Raw genomic sequence first — 17,712 nt, forward strand, 5'->3', positions numbered from 1 at the left:
CTGATCGTGTTCGGCCGGATTCCGTTGGTAGCCAACGGGATCCGGCCCCAAACCGTCCGGCTCGGATGGTAGCTTCCGACTGTGTCGACTCCCGTTCCCTTCACGGACAACGTGTCCGACCTGTCCAACTACGAGGGCTACCAGTTCGAGTTCCGCTGCGAGCGGTGCGGGAACGGGTACCGCTCGGCCTACCAGCGCGACAAGCTGGAGATGGGCCGCGGTGTGCTGCGGGCCGTCGGCTCCTTGTTCGGCGGCCGGGCCCAGGACCTGAGCAACGCCGCCGGCCAGTGGGCCTACAACCGCGGCACCAACTCCCCGGCCAAGGACAAGGCCCTCGCCGAGGCGGTCCAGGAGATCTCCCCGAGCTTTCGCCAGTGCCGCGGCTGCGGCGACTGGATGTGCGCCGACCAGTGCTGGAACGACGAGATCGGCCAGTGCCTGCGCTGCTCGCCCAGCGTCGCCGAGGAGATCTCGCGCGCGCAGGCCGAGGCCCAGCGCAGGCAGATCTGGGACAAGGCCGAGCAGACCGACTGGACGACCGGCCTCGACGTCGCCACCCGCGCCAAGCTGACCTGCCCGAGCTGCGGCAGCAAAGTCGACGGCGGCAAGTTCTGCTCGTCCTGCGGCTCGGCGCTGGCCCTGCCGACCAGGTGCGGCGGCTGCGGCTCGTCGGCCAACAAGACGGGCGCGGTCTTCTGCTCCGACTGCGGCACCAAGTTGTGAGCCCGCGCCGGCTGCGACTTCCTGACCAGTAGCCCTACCGGCCCCGGTGGCCGATGATGCGTCTGACGACGCTGATCGACCCACGGAGGCGGCCATGCCGGACAGTCCGAGCGACATCGCGGACATCGTCGAGTTCTGGGCCGGGCAGCGGCCCGACGGCGTCGCGGTCCGCTTCGGCGACCAGGCGTGGACCTGGGCGCAGTGGCAGGACCGCATCGCGCGCAACGTCGGTGCCCAGCTCGCGGCCGGCCTGGAGCCCGGCGACCGGGTGGCCTTCCTGGACAAGAACCACCCGGCTTGCCTGGAGACCACGCTCGCGTGCGCGCTCGTCGGCACGGCCAACGCGGTGGTCAACTTCCGGCTCGCCGCCGACGAGATCGCGTTCGTCGTGGACGACGCGCAAGCCACGGTTCTCTTCGCCGGCCCCGAATTCCTGCCCATCGTCGAGAAGATCCGGGACCGGATCCCGACCGTGCGGCAGGTGATCGAGATCGGTGAGCCGTACGAGCGCTGGCTGCAGCAAGCCCAGCCCGCGCGGGCCCGCCCGTACCTGCGGGACGACTGCTTCCTGCAGCTCTACACCTCCGGCACCACCGGCTTCCCCAAGGGCGCGATGCTCACCCACCGGGGCATGACCGCGCACAGCGAGGCCGTCGGCGCGGACTCCGAGCTCGGCCCGGACTGCGTCGGCATGGTCGCGATGCCGCTGTTCCACGTCGGCGGCACCAGCTGGGCGCTGGCCGCGCTCTTCGCCGGCGCGGAAATCGTCGTGGTGCGCGACATCGTGCCGAACCTGTTGCTCGACGAGCTGGTCTCGGCCCGCATCACGCACTCGTTCTTCGTGCCCGCGGTGTTCGCGTTCATGCTGCAGGTCCCCGACGTCGCCCAACGCGACTGGTCGGCGTTGCGGCTGCTGGTCTACGGCGCCTCCCCGATGCCGTTGCCGTTGCTGCGCAACAGCTTGAAGGTGTTCCCGTGCGGCTTCCGGCAGGTCTACGGCATGACCGAGGCAGGCGGCGTGGTCACCTCGCTCGGCCCCGAGGAGCACCGCGACCCGGCCCGCGAGCACCTGCTGACCTCGGCGGGCAAGCCCATCCCGGGGGTCGAGGCCAAGGTGGTCGACCCCGTGACCGGTGAGCCGGCCGGCGTCGGTGAGGTCGGTGAGGTGCTGGTGCACACCGAGCAGCTGATGTCGGGCTACTGGCGCCGTGACGCCGACCAGCAGTCCGTCGACGCCGACGGCTGGCTGCACAGCGGCGACGCCGGCTACCTGGACGCCGAGGGCTACCTGTTCATCTCCGACCGGATCAAGGACATGATCATCAGCGGTGGCGAGAACATCTACCCGGCCGAGATCGAGCGGGTCCTCGCCGAGCACCCGGCCATCGCGGACGTCGCCGTTATCGGCGTCCCGGACGACAAGTGGGGTGAGGTGCCCTACGCCATCGTGGTCGCCGCCCCCGGCGCCGAGGTGGACGAGGAGAAGCTGCTGGCCCACTGCCGCGAGCACCTCGCCGCGTTCAAGTGCCCGAAGTCCGTGCAGGTGCTGACCGAACTGCCCCGCAACCCGACCGGGAAGATCCTCAAGCGCAAGCTGCGCGAGCCGTTCTGGGCGGGTCGCGACCGGGCGGTCTGAGCGGGCGGTCTGAGCGGGGGAATGCAACGCGACCGGCCCGCGTTGACGTCCTTGTGACATGCGCACCAGGACTGGATTGACCGCCGCGACCTTCGCCGTGGCGGCTTTGCTCGGCGCGTGCGGCACCGGTCCACAACCGGCGCAGCAGTCCGGGCAGCAGCCGGGTCAGGGGCAGCCGACACCAGGTGGCTGCCGGTCCGGTCCAGTGCGGGTCACCGACGCCGACAACGGCAAGACCCTGTGCGTCACAACGGGTTCCGCGGTCACGCTGGTGCTGCGGGCGCCCGACGCGACGACGCGGTGGTCCGCGGTGCGGTCGGACTCCGACGGGCTCGAACCCCTCGCGGTTTCGGGTGCGGTGGATCCGGCGGGCGTCACGAGCGCGGCCTTCACGGCCGAGCACCACGGCACGGCCCACCTGTCGTCCAGCAGGCCCGCCTGCGGGGGCGACGGCCACGTCAAGTGCCACGCGGTGCTCGGCTTCACGGTCACCGTGACGGTCGAATAGGGCGTTATCCGACCCCGTTTTGACCTCCGTCTGACGGGACGGGTATCGTTGCTATTCGTGCCCGACCCATGTCGGGTCGATCCGTGTGCCTGTGCGCAGCCGGTCGCCTCACGGCGGCACGTCGCGCCGGCGCCGGAGGGAGTTCCTCTGCGAACCTCGCTGGGATGTTGCCATCCCGTGTGGGTCGAAGTCGGGCGACACGCCCGACCTCGGGTTACGGGCGGGGCGCGCAGGAGAACGCCGGGAACAGCCAAGATGCGAACGCAGAGAAAGCCGGTCTATGCCCACGATCCAGCAGCTGGTCCGCAAGGGCCGCCAGGACAAGGTCGCCAAGACCAAGACCGCGGCGCTCAAGGGGAGTCCCCAGCGTCGCGGCGTGTGCACCCGCGTGTACACGACGACCCCCAAGAAGCCGAACTCGGCGCTGCGCAAGGTTGCCCGCGTCAAGCTGACCAGCGGTATCGAGGTCACGGCGTACATCCCGGGCGAGGGCCACAACCTGCAGGAGCACTCGATGGTGCTCGTGCGCGGCGGCCGTGTGAAGGACCTGCCTGGCGTGCGCTACAAGATCATCCGCGGCTCGCTGGACACCCAGGGCGTGAAGAACCGCAAGCAGGCGCGTAGCCGCTACGGCGCGAAGAAGGAGAAGGGCTGATGCCTCGTAAGGGTCCTGCCCCCAAGCGGCCGCTGATCAGCGACCCCGTCTACAGCTCCCCGCTGGTCACCCAGCTGATCAACAAGGTGCTGAAGGACGGCAAGCGCTCCACCGCCGAGCGGATCGTCTACGGCGCCCTCGAGGGTGCCCGCGACAAGACCGGCACCGACCCGGTGGTCACGCTGAAGCGCGCGCTGGACAACGTGAAGCCCACCATCGAGGTGAAGAGCCGCCGTGTCGGTGGCGCCACCTACCAGGTGCCGATCGAGGTCAAGCCCGGCCGCTCCACCACGCTGGGCCTGCGCTGGCTGGTCACCTTCTCCCGGCAGCGCCGCGAGAAGACGATGATCGAGCGCTTGATGAACGAGCTCCTCGACGCCTCCAACGGCCTGGGTGCCAGCGTGAAGCGTCGCGAGGACACCCACAAGATGGCCGAATCGAACAAGGCCTTCGCTCACTACCGCTGGTGACCGCCGGCGTCAGCTGGGCGTGAAAGCCGCAGTCAAGACAGGGGAAGACACCCGTGGCACTCGACGTGCTCACCGACCTGGCCAAGGTCCGCAACATCGGCATCATGGCCCACATCGACGCGGGCAAGACCACGACGACCGAGCGGATCCTCTTCTACACCGGGATCAGCTACAAGATCGGCGAGGTGCACGACGGCGCCGCCGTGATGGACTGGATGGAGCAGGAGCAGGAGCGCGGCATCACCATCACGTCGGCCGCGACGACCTGCTACTGGAAAGACCACCAGATCAACCTGATCGACACGCCCGGCCACGTCGACTTCACGGTCGAGGTGGAGCGCAACCTGCGGGTGCTCGACGGCGCGGTCGCGGTCTTCGACGGCAAGGAGGGGGTCGAGCCGCAGTCCGAGCAGGTCTGGCGGCAGGCCACCAAGTACGACGTCCCGCGCATCTGCTTCGTCAACAAGATGGACAAGCTCGGCGCCGACTTCTACTACACGATCAAGACGATCTCCGAGCGTCTTGGCGCGAAGCCGTTGCCGCTGCAGCTGCCGATCGGGTCCGAGAGCGACTTCATCGGCGTCGTCGACCTGGTGAACATGCGGGCGCTGACCTGGCGCGGTGAAGTCCAGAAGGGCGAGGACTACACCATCGAGGAGATCCCCGCCGACCTCACCGAGCGCGCCGCGGAGTTCCGCGAGAAGCTCATCGAGGCCGTCGCGGAGACCGACGACGAGCTCATGGAGCTCTACCTCGGTGGCGAGGAGCTGTCCGTCGAGCAGATCAAGACGGGTGTGCGCCAGATCGTCAAGGACGGTTCGGCCTACCCGGTGCTCTGCGGCTCCGCGTTCAAGAACAAGGGTGTCCAGCCGATGCTGGACGCGGTGATCGACTACCTGCCGTCGCCGCTGGACCTGCCGCCCGTCGAGGGTGTGCTGCAGGACGGCGAGACGCCGGCGTTCCGCAAGCCGGAGACGTCGGAGCCGTTCTCGGCGCTCGCGTTCAAGATCGCCGTGCACCCGTTCTTCGGCAAGCTCACCTACGTCCGGGTGTACTCGGGCAAGGTGCAGACCGGCGCCCAGGTCATCAACTCGACCAAGGACCGCAAGGAGCGCATCGGGAAGATCTTCCAGATGCACGCCAACAAGGAGAACCCGGTCACCGAGGCCCTCGCCGGTCACATCTACGCCGTGATCGGTCTGAAGGACACCACGACCGGTGACACCTTGTGCGACCCGGCCAACCCGATCGTGCTCGAGTCCATGACGTTCCCGGACCCGGTCATCCAGGTGGCCATCGAGCCGAAGACCAAGGCGGACCAGGAGAAGCTCTCCACCGCGATCCAGAAGCTGGCCGAGGAGGACCCCACCTTCAAGGTCAACCTGGACCAGGAGACCGGCCAGACGATCATCGCCGGCATGGGTGAGCTGCACCTGGACATCCTCGTCGACCGGATGCGCCGCGAGTTCAAGGTCGAGGCGAACATCGGCAAGCCCCAGGTGGCCTACCGCGAGACGATCCGCCGCACGGTGGACAAGCTGGACTACACCCACAAGAAGCAGACGGGTGGCTCCGGCCAGTTCGCGAAGGTCATCATCAAGCTGGAGCCGCTGGCCACCACGGACGGCGCGCTCTACGAGTTCGACAACAAGGTCACCGGTGGCCGCGTGCCGCGGGAGTACATCCCGTCGGTGGACGCGGGCGCGCAGGACGCCATGCAGTACGGCGTGCTGGCCGGCTACCCGCTCGTCGGGTTGAAGCTGACCCTGTTGGACGGTGCGTACCACGAGGTCGACTCCTCCGAGATGGCGTTCAAGATCGCCGGTTCCATGGCGCTCAAGGAAGCCGCGAAGAAGGCCGGCCCGGTACTGCTGGAGCCGATGATGGCGGTCGAGGTGACCACGCCCGAGGACTACATGGGCGATGTCATCGGTGACCTCAACTCCCGCCGTGGCCAGATCCAGGCCATGGAGGAGCGCAGCGGGGCACGCGTCGTCAAGGCGCTGGTGCCGCTGTCGGAAATGTTCGGGTACGTCGGCGACCTGCGTTCCAAGACGCAGGGGCGGGCGAACTACTCGATGGTGTTCGACTCCTACGCCGAGGTTCCCGCGAACGTCGCCAAGGAGATCATCGCAAAGGCTACGGGGGAGTAACCCCGCACCGGAGCACCGCACAGTGCGTGCGGGCTCTCCGGGGGACTCCCCGGGGTCCGCACATTTGACCCTGATTGAGTTGCCGGGCCGGTCCTCACCGACCGGCTCGGCGCCAAGTACCAAGTCCAGGAGGACAATCCAGTGGCGAAGGCGAAGTTCGAGCGGACGAAGCCGCACGTCAACATCGGCACCATCGGTCACATCGACCATGGCAAGACCACGCTGACCGCGGCGATCTCCAAGGTTCTGCACGACAAGTACCCCGACCTGAACCCCTTCACGCCGTTCGACGAGATCGACAAGGCGCCGGAGGAGAAGCAGCGCGGTATCACCATCTCGATCGCGCACATCGAGTACCAGACCGAGAAGCGGCACTACGCGCACGTCGACTGCCCCGGTCACGCGGACTACATCAAGAACATGATCACCGGTGCGGCGCAGATGGACGGCGCCATCCTGGTGGTGGCCGCGACCGACGGCCCGATGCCGCAGACCAAGGAGCACGTGCTGCTCGCCCGCCAGGTCGGTGTGCCGTACATCGTGGTGGCCCTGAACAAGGCCGACATGGTGGACGACGAGGAGATCCTCGAGCTCGTCGAGCTGGAGGTCCGCGAGCTGCTGACCGAGTACGAGTTCCCGGGCGACGACCTGCCGGTGGTCCGCGTCTCGGCGCTGAAGGCGCTCGAGGGCGACGCCGAGTGGGGCGCGAAGCTCATCGAGCTCATGGACGCGGTGGACGAGAACATCCCCGAGCCGCAGCGTGAGACGGACAAGCCGTTCCTCATGCCGGTCGAGGACGTCTTCACCATCACCGGCCGCGGCACCGTGGTGACCGGTCGCGTCGAGCGTGGCGTCGTGAACGTCAACGAAGAGGTCGAGATCGTCGGGATCAAGGAGAAGTCCCAGAAGACGACGGTCACCGGCGTCGAGATGTTCCGCAAGCTGCTCGACCAGGGCCAGGCCGGTGACAACGTCGGTCTGCTCCTGCGTGGCATCAAGCGCGAGGACGTCGAGCGCGGCCAGGTCGTCGTGAAGCCCGGCACCACCACGCCGCACACCGAGTTCGAGGCCCAGGTCGTCATCCTGAGCAAGGACGAGGGTGGCCGGCACACGCCGTTCTTCAACAACTACCGGCCGCAGTTCTACTTCCGCACCACGGACGTGACCGGCGTCGTGACCCTCCCCGAGGGCACCGAGATGGTCATGCCCGGTGACAACACCGGCATGACGGTCAACCTGATCCAGCCCATCGCCATGGACGAGGGTCTGCGGTTCGCCATCCGCGAGGGTGGCCGCACCGTGGGCGCCGGCCGGGTCACGAAGATCATCAAGTAGTTCCCGTCGGGGGTGGCAGCACTGCTGCCACCCCCGATTTCGGGTGCCAACACCTCGTGTGGCATCCTTAGTGGGTTGCTCGTCGCAGGGCGGCCGGTTTCGTCCGGCCGCTCTGCCGCGAGAGCCCCCTTTGACAAGAGCAAAGTTGCTGGGGATCGGCATGTGCAGCGGTCGCGACACACCCGACCGCGTGGACCGGGAGCAGCTCCGCTGCCCCTGGTCACAGGCCCGGTGAACCCACTGCGGCACAAGCTAGCGGCACTAGAGGTAAGGAAACGGCAGCCACCATGGCGGGACAGAAGATCCGCATTCGGCTCAAGGCCTACGACCACGAGGCGATCGACGCGTCCGCGCGCAAGATCGTCGAGACGGTGACCCGGACCGGCGCCCGTGTGGTCGGGCCGGTGCCGTTGCCCACCGAGAAGAACGTGTACTGCGTCATTCGCTCGCCCCACAAGTACAAGGACTCGCGCGAGCACTTCGAGATGCGCACGCACAAGCGGCTCATCGACATCCTCGACCCGACGCCGAAGACGGTCGACGCGCTCATGCGCATCGACCTCCCGGCCAGCGTCGACGTCAACATCCAGTAAGCGTTGGACACGGACCGAGTTCATGTCCATGACGGCTGGCGGAGAAACCGAGACTCATGTCTGACAGGGAAGTAAAGGGCATTCTGGGCACCAAGCTCGGCATGACCCAGGTCTTCGACGAGAACAACCGGGTCGTCCCGGTGACCGTCGTGCAGGCCGGGCCGAATGTCGTGACCCAGATTCGCACCAAGGACAACGACGGCTACACGGCCGTCCAGTTGGCGTTCGGCGAAATCGACCCGCGCAAGGTCAACAGCCCGGCGGCACGCAAGGCGCGCAAGGAGTCCGGTCAGGACGAGCCCAAGCGCCGCTACGCGATGAGCTCGCCCGAGGCGGGCCACTTCGAGAAGGCAGGCGTCGCCCCGCGTCGCTACCTGATCGAGCTGCGCACGACCGATGCCGACAGCTACGAGCTGGGCCAGGAGATCACCGCTGAGGTGTTCGAGGCCGGCGCCGTCATCGACGTCACCGGCACCAGCAAGGGCAAGGGCACCGCGGGTGTGATGAAGCGCCACGGCTTCAAGGGCCTCGGCGCCGGTCACGGCGTGCAGCGCAAGCACCGCTCCCCGGGTTCGATCGGCGGCTGCGCCACCCCGGGTCGAGTGTTCCGCGGCCTGCGCATGGCCGGCCGCATGGGCCACGTCAAGGTGACCACGCAGAACTTGACCGTGCACCGGGTGGACTCCGAGTCCGGCCTGATCCTGATCAAGGGCGCGGTGCCCGGTCCCAAGGGTGGTCTGGTGTTCCTCCGGACCGCCGCGAAGGGCGGTGCCACCGCATGACCAGCGTTGAGATCATGACCCCGGAAGGCAAGACCGACGGCTCCGTCGACCTGCCCGCCGACGTCTTCGACGTGCAGGCCAACATCGCGCTGATGCACCAGGTGGTCGTGGCCCAGCAGGCCGCGGCCCGCCAGGGCACGCACGCCACCAAGACCCGCGGCGAGGTCCGCGGCGGTGGCAAGAAGCCGTACCGGCAGAAGGGCACCGGCCGCGCCCGTCAGGGCTCGACCCGCGCGCCGCAGTTCGCCGGCGGTGGCGTGGTGCACGGCCCCCAGCCGCGCGACTACACCCAGCGGACCCCCAAGAAGATGAAGGCCGCCGCCCTGCGCGGTGCCCTCTCCGACCGGGCCCGCGCCGGCCAGGTGCACGTGGTGTCCTCCCTGATCGACGGTGACACCCCGTCCACCAAGGCCGCCCGCAAGCTCATCGAGGGCTTCGTCAAGGGCACCCGCGTGCTGGTCGTGCTGACCCGCGACGAGGACGTCAACTGGGTGTCGGTGCGCAACCTGCCGTCCGTGCACGTGATCGCGCCCGACCAGCTCAACACCTACGACGTGCTCGTCAACGACGACGTGGTGTTCTCGAAGCTGGCGCTGGACGCGTTCCTCGCCGGCCCGGTCGCCACGGGCGCCAAGGGTCGCTCCGCGAAGGCCACGGCGAGCTCGGACGAGGTGACCCAGCCCTACGGCGCGGGCAGCCACGCCCCGATCGCCGGTGACGCGCAGCCCGAGGGCTTCCCGATCAAGGGCAACGCCAGCTCGAAGCTGTACCACGTGCCCGGCAGCGCCTTCTACGACCGCACGGTCGCCGAGGTGTGGTTCGCCGACACCGAGAGCGCCGAGGCTGCTGGGTTCCAGCTGCCCCCGTCGCAGCGGAAGGATGAGGACAAGTGATCCCCGACCCCCGCGACATCCTGCTCGCGCCGGTGATCTCCGAGAAGTCCTACGGGCTGCTCGAGGACAACAAGTACACCTTCGTGGTGCACCCCGACGCCAACAAGACCGCCATCAAGATCGCGGTGGAGAAGGTCTTCGGCGTGAAGGTGGTCAACGTCAACACGATCAACCGCCAGGGCAAGCGCAAGCGCACCCGCTACGGGTACGGCAAGCGCAAGGACACCAAGCGGGCGATCGTGACGCTGTCCTCCGACAGCAAGCCGATCGAGATCTTCGGCGGACCTGGCGCGTAAGGGACTGAAGAGACAATGGGCATTCGCAAGTACAAGCCGACCACCCCGGGCCGTCGCGGTTCGAGCGTGTCGGACTTCGCCGAGATCACCCGGACCACGCCGGAGAAGTCGCTGATCCGTCCGCTGCACGGCAAGGGCGGGCGCAACGTGCACGGCAAGATCACCACCCGGCACAAGGGTGGCGGTCACAAGCGCGCGTACCGGCTGATCGACTTCCGGCGCAACGACAAGGACGGTGTGCCGGCCAAGGTCGCGCACATCGAGTACGACCCGAACCGCACGGCTCGGATCGCGCTGCTGCACTACGCCGACGGCGAGAAGCGCTACATCATCGCGCCGAACAAGCTCAAGCAGGGCGACCGCATCGAGAACGGGCCGCGCGCGGACATCAAGCCGGGCAACAACCTGCCGATGCGCAACATCCCGGTCGGCACGGTGATCCACGCGATCGAGCTGCGCCCCGGTGGCGGGGCCAAGATCGCCCGCTCGGCCGGTGCCAGCGTGCAGCTGGTCGCCAAGGACGGTCCTTACGCGCAGCTGCGCATGCCGTCCGGCGAGATCCGCAACGTCGACGTGCGCTGCCGCGCCACCGTCGGCGAGGTGGGCAACTCCGAGCACGCCAACATCAACTGGGGCAAGGCCGGCCGCATGCGGTGGAAGGGCAAGCGCCCCACCGTCCGCGGTGTCGCCATGAACCCGGTCGACCACCCGCACGGTGGTGGTGAGGGCAAGACCTCCGGTGGTCGCCACCCGGTGAACCCGGCGGGCAAGCCCGAAGGCCGCACCCGTACCCGCAAGGCGAGCGACCGGCTCATCGTCCGCCGTCGCCGCACCGGCAAGAAGCGCTGAGCAGGAAGGGAGTGACACGACATGCCACGTAGCCTCAAAAAGGGCCCGTTCGTTGACGACCACCTGCTCAAGAAGGTGGACGCGCTCAACGAGTCCGGCAAGAAGACCGTGATCAAGACCTGGTCCCGCAGGTCCACGATCATCCCGGACATGCTGGGCCACACGATCGCGGTGCACGACGGGCGCAAGCACGTCCCCGTGTTCATCTCGGAGGCCATGGTCGGGCACAAGCTGGGCGAATTCGCCCCGACCCGCACCTTCAAGGGCCACATCAAGGACGACCGCAAGTCGCGGCGACGCTAGAAGCAAGGGAAGCAGATAGATGAGTAACGAAGCCCAGGCGCAGGACGAGTTCCCGCGCGCCGTGGCTCGGGCTCGCTTCGTGCGTACCACCCCGATGAAGGCGCGCCGTGTCGTCGACCTGATCCGGGGGCGCAACGCGAGCGAAGCCCTCTCGGTGCTGAAGTTCGCGCCCCAGGCCGCGAGCGAGCCGGTGGCGAAGGTTCTCGCCAGTGCCATGGCCAACGCCGAGAACAACCTCGACCTCGACCCGGAGACCCTCTGGATCTCCAAGGCGTACGTGGACGAGGGCCCGACGCTCAAGCGGTTCCGGCCGCGTGCGCAGGGCCGGGCGTACCGGATCAACAAGCGCACCAGCCACATCACCGTGGAGGTCGAGTCGCGGCCCAAGGCGCAACCGCAGCGTCCGGCCCGCAAGACCAACACGAAGGGAGCCCGCTGATGGGGCAGAAGATCAACCCGCACGGCTTCCGGCTCGGGATCACCACGGACTGGAAGTCCCGCTGGTACGCCGACAAGCAGTACGCCGAGTACGTCGCCGAGGACGTGAAGATCCGACGGCTGCTGTCCAAGGGCATGGAGCGCGCGGGCATCAGCAAGGTCGAGATCGAGCGCACCCGTGACCGCGTCCGCGTGGACATCCACACGGCGCGGCCCGGCATCGTCATCGGCCGCCGCGGCGCCGAGGCCGACCGCATCCGCGGTGAGCTGGAGAAGCTGACCAAGAAGCAGGTTCAGCTGAACATCCTCGAGGTGAAGAACCCCGAGGCCGACGCCCAGCTCGTCGCGCAGAGCGTCGCGGAGCAGCTGTCCAACCGCGTGTCCTTCCGGCGCGCGATGCGCAAGGCCATGCAGGCCTCCATGCGCTCGCCGCAGGTCAAGGGCATCCGCGTGCAGTGCGGTGGCCGCCTCGGCGGCGCCGAGATGTCCCGCTCCGAGCACTACCGCGAGGGTCGGGTTCCGCTGCACACGCTGCGCGCCGACATCGACTACGGCTTCTTCGAGGCCCGCACCACGTTCGGCCGTATCGGCGTGAAGGTGTGGATCTACAAGGGTGACGTGGTCGGTGGCCGACGCCAGGTCGACACCAACCAGGCCGCATCGCAGGAGCGTGCACCGCGGCGCGAGCGTCCGAACCGGGCGCGGCGTTCCGGCTCCTCCGGCACCACGGCCACCAGCACCGAGGCCGGCCGCGCGGCCGCCGAGGCCCAGCAGGCCCCGGCTGCTCCCGCCGCGGAAACCCCGGCCGCAAGCAACGGGGAGGGCTGACGCGTGCTGATCCCACGCAAGGTCAAGCACCGCAAGCAGCACCACCCGAAGCGGACCGGTGCTGCCAAGGGCGGCACGAAGGTCACCTTCGGCGAGTTCGGCATCCAGGCGCTCGAACCCGCTTACGTGACCAACCGGCAGATCGAGTCGGCTCGTATCGCCATCAACCGGCACATCCGTCGTGGCGGCAAGGTGTGGATCAACATCTTCCCCGACCGGCCGCTGACCAAGAAGCCCGCCGAGACCCGCATGGGTTCCGGTAAGGGTTCGCCGGAGTACTGGGTGGCCAACGTCAAGCCGGGCCGCGTCCTGTTCGAGATGAGCTTCCCGAACGAGACCGTCGCCCGCGAGGCGCTCACCAGGGCGATCCACAAGCTGCCCATGAAGTGCCGCATCATCACGCGTGAGGGTGGTGACTTCTGATGGCGATCGCCGCTTCCGAGCTGCGTGAGCTCAACGACGAAGAGCTGGTTCTTCGGCTTCGGGAATCGAAGGAAGAGCTGTTCAACCTTCGGTTCCAGATGGCCACGGGCCAGCTGGACAACAACCGCAGGCTGCGCACCGTCAAGCACGACATCGCGCGGATCTACACCGTGATGCGCGAGCGCGAGCTCGGCCTTTCGGTGTCCCCGGACGAGGCAACTGACGAGGGTGCCGCATGAGTGACAACACCGAAAACTCCGCGTCCACCACGCCGGCGCGCAACCGCCGCAAGGTCCGCGAGGGCCTGGTCGTGTCGGACAAGATGGCGAAGACGATCGTGGTCCAGCTCGAGGACCGCAAGAAGCACGCCCTCTACGGCAAGGTCCTGCGCTCCACCACCAAGGTGAAGGTGCACGACGAGGAGAACACCGCGGGCATCGGCGACCGGGTCCAGATCATGGAAACCCGTCCGCTGTCGGCCACCAAGCGGTGGCGCCTCGTCGAGATCCTCGAGAAGGCCAAGTAATACCAACGAATGCGACCGAGCCCGTCAGGTCGGAAATCTGGCGGGCCAGGAATGGTCAGGAGTAAGCAGTGATCCAGCAGGAGTCGCGGCTGCGAGTCGCCGACAACACGGGTGCGAAGGAAATCCTCTGCATCCGCGTGCTCGGCGGTTCCTCGCGGCGCTACGCGGGCATCGGCGACATCATCGTCGCCACCGTCAAGGACGCGATCCCCGGTGCCGGTGTGAAGAAGGGTGACGTCGTCAAGGCCGTCATCGTCCGCACCGCCAAGGAGAAGCGCCGCCCGGACGGTTCGTACATCCGGTTCGACGAGAACGCCGCGGTGCTCATCAAGAACGACAACGACCCGCGTGGTACCCGCATCTTCGGCCCGGTGGGCCGCGAGCTTCGCGACAAGAAGTTCATGCGGATCATCTCGCTGGCCCCGGAGGTGCTCTGAACATGAAGGTGAAGAAGGGCGACACGGTCGTCGTCATCGCCGGCAAGGACAAGGGCGCCAAGGGCAAGGTCATCCAGGCCTACCCGGAGAAGAACAAGGTCCTCGTCGAGGGTGTGAACCGGATCAAGAAGCACACCCGCATCCAGCAGGCGAGTGGCCGCGGCGCGCAGACCGGCGGCATCGTGACCCAGGAAGCCCCCATCCACGTGAGCAACGTGATGGTGGTCGGCCCGGGCAACAAGCCGGTGCGCGTCGGTTACGACACCGACAAGGACGGTCGCAAGGTGCGCGTTGCCCGCGGCAAGGGTGAAGGGAAGGAGATCTGATCATGACCACTGCTGAGAAGATCGCCCCCCGCCTGAAGACCCGCTACCGCGAGGAAATCGTCGCGGCGCTGCAGGAGCAGTTCAAGTTCGCCAACCCGATGCAGGTTCCGGGTGTGGTGAAGGTCGTCGTGAACATGGGTGTCGGTGACGCCGCCCGCGACGGCAAGCTGATCGAAGGCGCCATCCGCGACCTCGCCACCATCACCGGCCAGCGGCCGGAGGTGCGCAAGGCCCGCAAGTCCATCGCGCAGTTCAAGCTGCGCGAGGGCATGCCGATCGGCGCGCGGGTGACCCTGCGCGGCGACCGCATGTGGGAGTTCCTCGACCGTCTGCTGACCATCGCACTGCCCCGTATCCGCGACTTCCGCGGCCTGTCGGCCAAGCAGTTCGACGGCAACGGCAACTACACGTTCGGTCTCAACGAGCAGTCGATGTTCCACGAGATCGACCCCGACAGCATCGACCGGCAGCGCGGCATGGACATCACCGTGGTGACCACCGCGACCACCGACGACGAGGGGCGCGCGCTGCTCAAGCAGCTCGGCTTCCCGTTCAAGGAGAACTGATCCATGGCCAAGAAGGCATTGGTCCACAAGGCCGCGCAGAAGCCGAAGTTCAAGGTTCGTGGCTACACCCGCTGCCAGCGCTGTGGCCGGCCGCACTCGGTGTTCCGCAAGTTCGGCCTCTGCCGCGTGTGCCTGCGTGAGATGGCGCACCGCGGCGAGCTGCCCGGCGTGAGCAAGTCCAGCTGGTAAGAGCGTCGAGCTCTTCCATTTAGTCGTCGCAGGCCCTGCAGCGCAGGGAACCACGGCGGAAAGGTTGACAGGTCACCCATGACGATGACCGACCCGATCGCAGACTTCCTGACCCGTCTGCGCAACGCCAACTCGGCGTACCACGACACGGTGGTGCTGCCCCACTCCAAGCTCAAGGCGAACATCGCCGAGATCCTCAAGCGCGAGGGTTACATCACCGGCTACCGCGATGAGCCTGGCGAGAAGGGCAAGAACCTGGTCGTGGAGCTGAAGTTCGGCCCGAACCGCGAGCGCAGCATCGCGGGTCTGCGCCGGGTTTCCAAGCCGGGCCTGCGGGTCTACGCCAAGTCCACCGCGCTGCCCAAGGTGCTCGGTGGCCTCGGCATCGCGATCATCTCCACCTCCGGCGGGCTGCTCACCGACCGGCAGGCGACCAAGCAGGGTGTGGGCGGGGAAGTCCTCGCCTACGTCTGGTAACGGAAGGAGGGCAAACGCATGTCGCGCATCGGAAAGCTGCCGATCACCGTCCCCTCCGGGGTCGACGTGGCGATCGATGGCCAGAACGTGAACGTGAAGGGCCCCAAGGGGACCCTCTCGCTGACGGTGGCGGAGCCGATCATCGTCGAGCGCGCCGAGGACGGCACGCTCGCGGTGAAGCGGCCCGACGACGAGCGGCGCAACCGCGCGCTGCACGGGCTGACCCGGACGCTGGTGAACAACCTCGTCGTCGGGGTCACCGACGGCTACACCAAGAAGCTCGAGATCCACGGCGTCGGTTACCGCGTCCAGCTCAAGGGCTCGGACCTCGAGTTCTCCCTGGGCTACAGCCACCCCGTGAAGGTGTCCGCCCCGGAGGGCATCACCTTCACCGTCGAGACCCCGACCCGGTTCTCCGTGGCGGGCATCGACAAGCAGCAGGTCGGCGAGGTCGCCGCGAACATCCGCAAGCTGCGCAAGCCCGACCCGTACAAGGGCAAGGGCGTGCGGTACGAGGGTGAGAAGATCCGCCGCAAGGTCGGAAAGACGGGTAAGTGACATGAGCGAGACGCAGACAAAGCGCAAGCCCGTCGGCAAGGACATCTCCACCCGGCGCCGGATCTCCAAGGCGCGCAGGCACTTCCGGCTCCGCAAGAAGATCAGCGGCGCCCCCGAGCGTCCGCGCCTTGTGGTCAACCGCTCGTCGCGGCACATCGTGGCGCAGCTGGTCGACGACCTCGCCGGGCACACGCTGGCTTCGGCCTCCAGCCTGGAGGCGGACGTCCGGGCGGTCGACGGCGACAAGAAGGCCAAGGCCGCGAAGGTCGGCGAGCTGCTGGCCGCACGGGCCAAGGACGCCGGTGTCAGCAAGGTCGTGTTCGACCGCGGTGGTCACGACTACCACGGCCGCATCGCGGCGCTGGCCGACGCCGCCCGGGAAGCCGGGCTGGAGTTCTGATGATGATCGACAATGAGGGAAGGATCGCCTGATGCCGGGACGTACGCGGCAATTCGGCGGCGGCAACCAGGGCGGCGGCCAGGGTGGTGACCGCGACAACCGCGGTGACCGCCGTGGTGGCGGCCGGGACCGTCGCGACGGTGGCCGTGGCGGGGCGGCCCAGGACAAGACCCCGCACCTCGAGCGCGTTGTTGCCATCAACCGCGTCGCCAAGGTCGTGAAGGGTGGTCGTCGCTTCAGCTTCACCGCCCTCGTGGTCGTCGGTGACGGCGACGGCATGGTCGGCGTCGGCTACGGCAAGGCCAAGGAGGTGCCCGCCGCGATCGCGAAGGGCGTCGAGGAGGCCAAGAAGAGCTTCTTCCGCGTCCCGCGGATCGGCGGCACCATCCCGCACCCGATCCAGGGTGAGGAGGCGGCCGGCGTCGTGCTGCTGCGCCCGGCGTCCGCCGGTACCGGTGTGATCGCCGGTGGCCCGGTGCGTGCCGTGCTGGAGTGCGCGGGCGTGCACGACGTGCTGTCCAAGTCGCTCGGCAGTGACAACGCCATCAACATCGTGCACGCGACGGTGGCTGCGCTGAAGGGTCTGCAGCGTCCCGAGGAGGTGGCGGCCCGCCGTGGCCTGCCGCTGGAGGACGTTGCCCCGGCAGGCATGCTCCGCGCGCGGGCACAGGCTGCCAAGGGAGCGTGATCGTCGTGGCACAGCTCAAGGTCACCCAGGTCAAGAGCACCATCGGTACCAAGCGCAACCACCGTGAGTCGCTGCGCACCCTCGGACTGCGCAAGATCCGGCAGTCGACGGTGCGCGAGGACACTCCCCAGGTGCGTGGCCTGATCCACACGGTTCGCCACCTGGTGACTGTGGAGGAGGTCGACTGATGACCATCAAGGTTCACCACCTGCGTCCGGCCCCCGGCGCCAAGACCGCGAAGACCCGCGTGGGTCGCGGTGAGGGCTCCAAGGGCAAGACGGCGGGCCGTGGCACCAAGGGCACCCGCGCCCGCAAGGGCGTGCCGGCTGCCTTCGAAGGTGGCCAGATGCCCATCCACATGCGGCTGCCGAAGCTGCGTGGCTTCAAGAACCGCTTCCGCACCGAGTACCAGGTCGTGAACGTGGGCGACGTGGCGCAGTCCTTCCCGGACGGCGGCACGGTCGGCATCGCGGACCTGGTGCACGCCGGCCTGGTCCGCAAGGGCTCGCTGGTGAAGGTCCTCGGCAACGGTGACGTCAACGGCGTCAAGCTGGACGTCACCGCGGACAAGTTCTCGGGCAGCGCGGTGGAGAAGCTCACCGCCGCCGGTGGCACCGCCACCACCGTCTGAACAAACGCACACGGCAAGGGCCGGGACGC

The 17,712-nt window shown here is 67.9% G+C and carries 28 protein-coding genes; all 28 read left to right on the forward strand.

Annotated features, from left to right (window positions below; all coding sequences use genetic code 11):
• The first annotated feature begins 81 nt into the window (after positions 1–81).
• The 28 genes from EV186_RS08370 to rplO all read left to right on the forward strand — a co-directional run bounded on the left by EV186_RS08370 (position 82) and on the right by rplO (position 17,683).
• Entirely contained in the window at positions 82–723 is a 642-nt protein-coding gene (locus EV186_RS08370; RefSeq protein WP_133848421.1) for a zinc ribbon domain-containing protein, read from the forward strand.
• 94 nt (positions 724–817) lie between these two features.
• Positions 818–2,359, forward strand: coding sequence for a long-chain-fatty-acid--CoA ligase (locus tag EV186_RS08375; RefSeq protein WP_133848422.1), 1,542 nt, complete (start codon positions 818–820; stop codon positions 2,357–2,359).
• A gap of 58 nt (positions 2,360–2,417) precedes the next feature.
• Positions 2,418–2,867, forward strand: a complete 450-nt coding sequence (locus EV186_RS08380) for a hypothetical protein (protein WP_133848423.1) — start codon at positions 2,418–2,420, stop codon at positions 2,865–2,867.
• A gap of 280 nt (positions 2,868–3,147) precedes the next feature.
• Entirely contained in the window at positions 3,148–3,522 is a 375-nt protein-coding gene (gene rpsL / locus EV186_RS08385; RefSeq protein ID WP_054295773.1) for a 30S ribosomal protein S12, read from the forward strand.
• Positions 3,522–3,992 (forward strand): 30S ribosomal protein S7, encoded by a 471-nt coding sequence (gene rpsG / locus EV186_RS08390; protein WP_133848424.1) that lies wholly within the window; start codon positions 3,522–3,524, stop codon positions 3,990–3,992. Before rpsL ends, rpsG begins: the two co-directional genes overlap by 1 nt.
• Before the next feature lie 53 nt (positions 3,993–4,045).
• Positions 4,046–6,145, forward strand: a complete 2,100-nt coding sequence (fusA, locus tag EV186_RS08395) for an elongation factor G (RefSeq protein ID WP_133848425.1) — start codon at positions 4,046–4,048, stop codon at positions 6,143–6,145.
• A 141-nt stretch (positions 6,146–6,286) separates the two neighbouring features.
• Positions 6,287–7,480, forward strand: a complete 1,194-nt coding sequence (tuf, locus tag EV186_RS08400) for an elongation factor Tu (RefSeq protein WP_133848426.1) — start codon at positions 6,287–6,289, stop codon at positions 7,478–7,480.
• 287 nt (positions 7,481–7,767) lie between these two features.
• Positions 7,768–8,073 carry a 30S ribosomal protein S10 gene (gene rpsJ, locus EV186_RS08405; protein WP_003938093.1) on the forward strand — a complete coding sequence of 102 codons (306 nt, stop codon included), beginning with the start codon at positions 7,768–7,770 and terminating at the stop codon, positions 8,071–8,073.
• 56 nt (positions 8,074–8,129) lie between these two features.
• Positions 8,130–8,855, forward strand: coding sequence for a 50S ribosomal protein L3 (gene rplC, locus EV186_RS08410; RefSeq protein WP_133848427.1), 726 nt, complete (start codon positions 8,130–8,132; stop codon positions 8,853–8,855).
• Entirely contained in the window at positions 8,852–9,748 is an 897-nt protein-coding gene (gene rplD, locus EV186_RS08415) for a 50S ribosomal protein L4, sunset domain variant (RefSeq protein ID WP_133848428.1), read from the forward strand. The genes rplC and rplD overlap by 4 nt, the downstream gene beginning before the upstream one ends.
• Complete coding sequence (gene rplW / locus EV186_RS08420) at positions 9,745–10,044, forward strand: 50S ribosomal protein L23 (protein ID WP_133848429.1); 300 nt, start codon at positions 9,745–9,747, stop codon at positions 10,042–10,044. The genes rplD and rplW overlap by 4 nt, the downstream gene beginning before the upstream one ends.
• Before the next feature lie 15 nt (positions 10,045–10,059).
• On the forward strand, positions 10,060–10,893 hold the full coding sequence (gene rplB / locus EV186_RS08425; RefSeq protein WP_133848430.1) for a 50S ribosomal protein L2: 834 nt from the start codon (positions 10,060–10,062) through the stop codon (positions 10,891–10,893).
• 21 nt (positions 10,894–10,914) lie between these two features.
• Entirely contained in the window at positions 10,915–11,196 is a 282-nt protein-coding gene (gene rpsS / locus EV186_RS08430) for a 30S ribosomal protein S19 (protein ID WP_037270078.1), read from the forward strand.
• Between the two features lie 19 nt (positions 11,197–11,215).
• Positions 11,216–11,635 (forward strand): 50S ribosomal protein L22, encoded by a 420-nt coding sequence (rplV, locus tag EV186_RS08435; protein ID WP_133848431.1) that lies wholly within the window; start codon positions 11,216–11,218, stop codon positions 11,633–11,635.
• Positions 11,635–12,462, forward strand: a complete 828-nt coding sequence (rpsC, locus tag EV186_RS08440; protein WP_133848432.1) for a 30S ribosomal protein S3 — start codon at positions 11,635–11,637, stop codon at positions 12,460–12,462. Before rplV ends, rpsC begins: the two co-directional genes overlap by 1 nt.
• 3 nt (positions 12,463–12,465) lie before the next feature.
• Complete coding sequence (gene rplP, locus EV186_RS08445; RefSeq protein WP_133848433.1) at positions 12,466–12,885, forward strand: 50S ribosomal protein L16; 420 nt, start codon at positions 12,466–12,468, stop codon at positions 12,883–12,885.
• Positions 12,885–13,124, forward strand: a complete 240-nt coding sequence (gene rpmC / locus EV186_RS08450) for a 50S ribosomal protein L29 (RefSeq protein ID WP_133848434.1) — start codon at positions 12,885–12,887, stop codon at positions 13,122–13,124. Before rplP ends, rpmC begins: the two co-directional genes overlap by 1 nt.
• Positions 13,121–13,411 (forward strand): 30S ribosomal protein S17, encoded by a 291-nt coding sequence (rpsQ, locus tag EV186_RS08455; protein WP_133848435.1) that lies wholly within the window; start codon positions 13,121–13,123, stop codon positions 13,409–13,411. Before rpmC ends, rpsQ begins: the two co-directional genes overlap by 4 nt.
• Positions 13,412–13,479: 68 nt before the next feature.
• Entirely contained in the window at positions 13,480–13,848 is a 369-nt protein-coding gene (gene rplN, locus EV186_RS08460; protein ID WP_133848436.1) for a 50S ribosomal protein L14, read from the forward strand.
• A 2-nt stretch (positions 13,849–13,850) separates the two neighbouring features.
• Positions 13,851–14,174, forward strand: coding sequence for a 50S ribosomal protein L24 (gene rplX, locus EV186_RS08465; protein ID WP_133848437.1), 324 nt, complete (start codon positions 13,851–13,853; stop codon positions 14,172–14,174).
• 2 nt (positions 14,175–14,176) lie between these two features.
• Positions 14,177–14,740, forward strand: a complete 564-nt coding sequence (gene rplE / locus EV186_RS08470) for a 50S ribosomal protein L5 (protein WP_133848438.1) — start codon at positions 14,177–14,179, stop codon at positions 14,738–14,740.
• Positions 14,741–14,743: 3 nt separating this feature from the next.
• Positions 14,744–14,929: a type Z 30S ribosomal protein S14 gene (locus EV186_RS08475; protein ID WP_133848439.1), complete on the forward strand. Its 186-nt coding sequence runs from the start codon at positions 14,744–14,746 to the stop codon at positions 14,927–14,929.
• 78 nt (positions 14,930–15,007) lie between these two features.
• Positions 15,008–15,406 (forward strand): 30S ribosomal protein S8, encoded by a 399-nt coding sequence (rpsH, locus tag EV186_RS08480; protein WP_133848440.1) that lies wholly within the window; start codon positions 15,008–15,010, stop codon positions 15,404–15,406.
• A gap of 18 nt (positions 15,407–15,424) precedes the next feature.
• Positions 15,425–15,964 carry a 50S ribosomal protein L6 gene (rplF, locus tag EV186_RS08485; RefSeq protein ID WP_133848441.1) on the forward strand — a complete coding sequence of 180 codons (540 nt, stop codon included), beginning with the start codon at positions 15,425–15,427 and terminating at the stop codon, positions 15,962–15,964.
• A gap of 1 nt (position 15,965) precedes the next feature.
• The gene (rplR, locus tag EV186_RS08490) at positions 15,966–16,364 is read left to right on the forward strand and encodes a 50S ribosomal protein L18 (protein ID WP_133848442.1); all 399 of its coding nucleotides are present in this window, start codon (positions 15,966–15,968) and stop codon (positions 16,362–16,364) included.
• Positions 16,365–16,395: 31 nt separating this feature from the next.
• Positions 16,396–17,052: a 30S ribosomal protein S5 gene (rpsE, locus tag EV186_RS08495; protein ID WP_133848443.1), complete on the forward strand. Its 657-nt coding sequence runs from the start codon at positions 16,396–16,398 to the stop codon at positions 17,050–17,052.
• Between the two features lie 5 nt (positions 17,053–17,057).
• Positions 17,058–17,240: a 50S ribosomal protein L30 gene (gene rpmD, locus EV186_RS08500; protein WP_133848444.1), complete on the forward strand. Its 183-nt coding sequence runs from the start codon at positions 17,058–17,060 to the stop codon at positions 17,238–17,240.
• Positions 17,237–17,683, forward strand: coding sequence for a 50S ribosomal protein L15 (gene rplO, locus EV186_RS08505; protein ID WP_133848445.1), 447 nt, complete (start codon positions 17,237–17,239; stop codon positions 17,681–17,683). The genes rpmD and rplO overlap by 4 nt, the downstream gene beginning before the upstream one ends.
• Positions 17,684–17,712: the final 29 nt, after the last annotated feature.

The organism is Labedaea rhizosphaerae (assembly GCF_004362825.1).
Taxonomy (GTDB): domain Bacteria; phylum Actinomycetota; class Actinomycetes; order Mycobacteriales; family Pseudonocardiaceae; genus Labedaea; species Labedaea rhizosphaerae.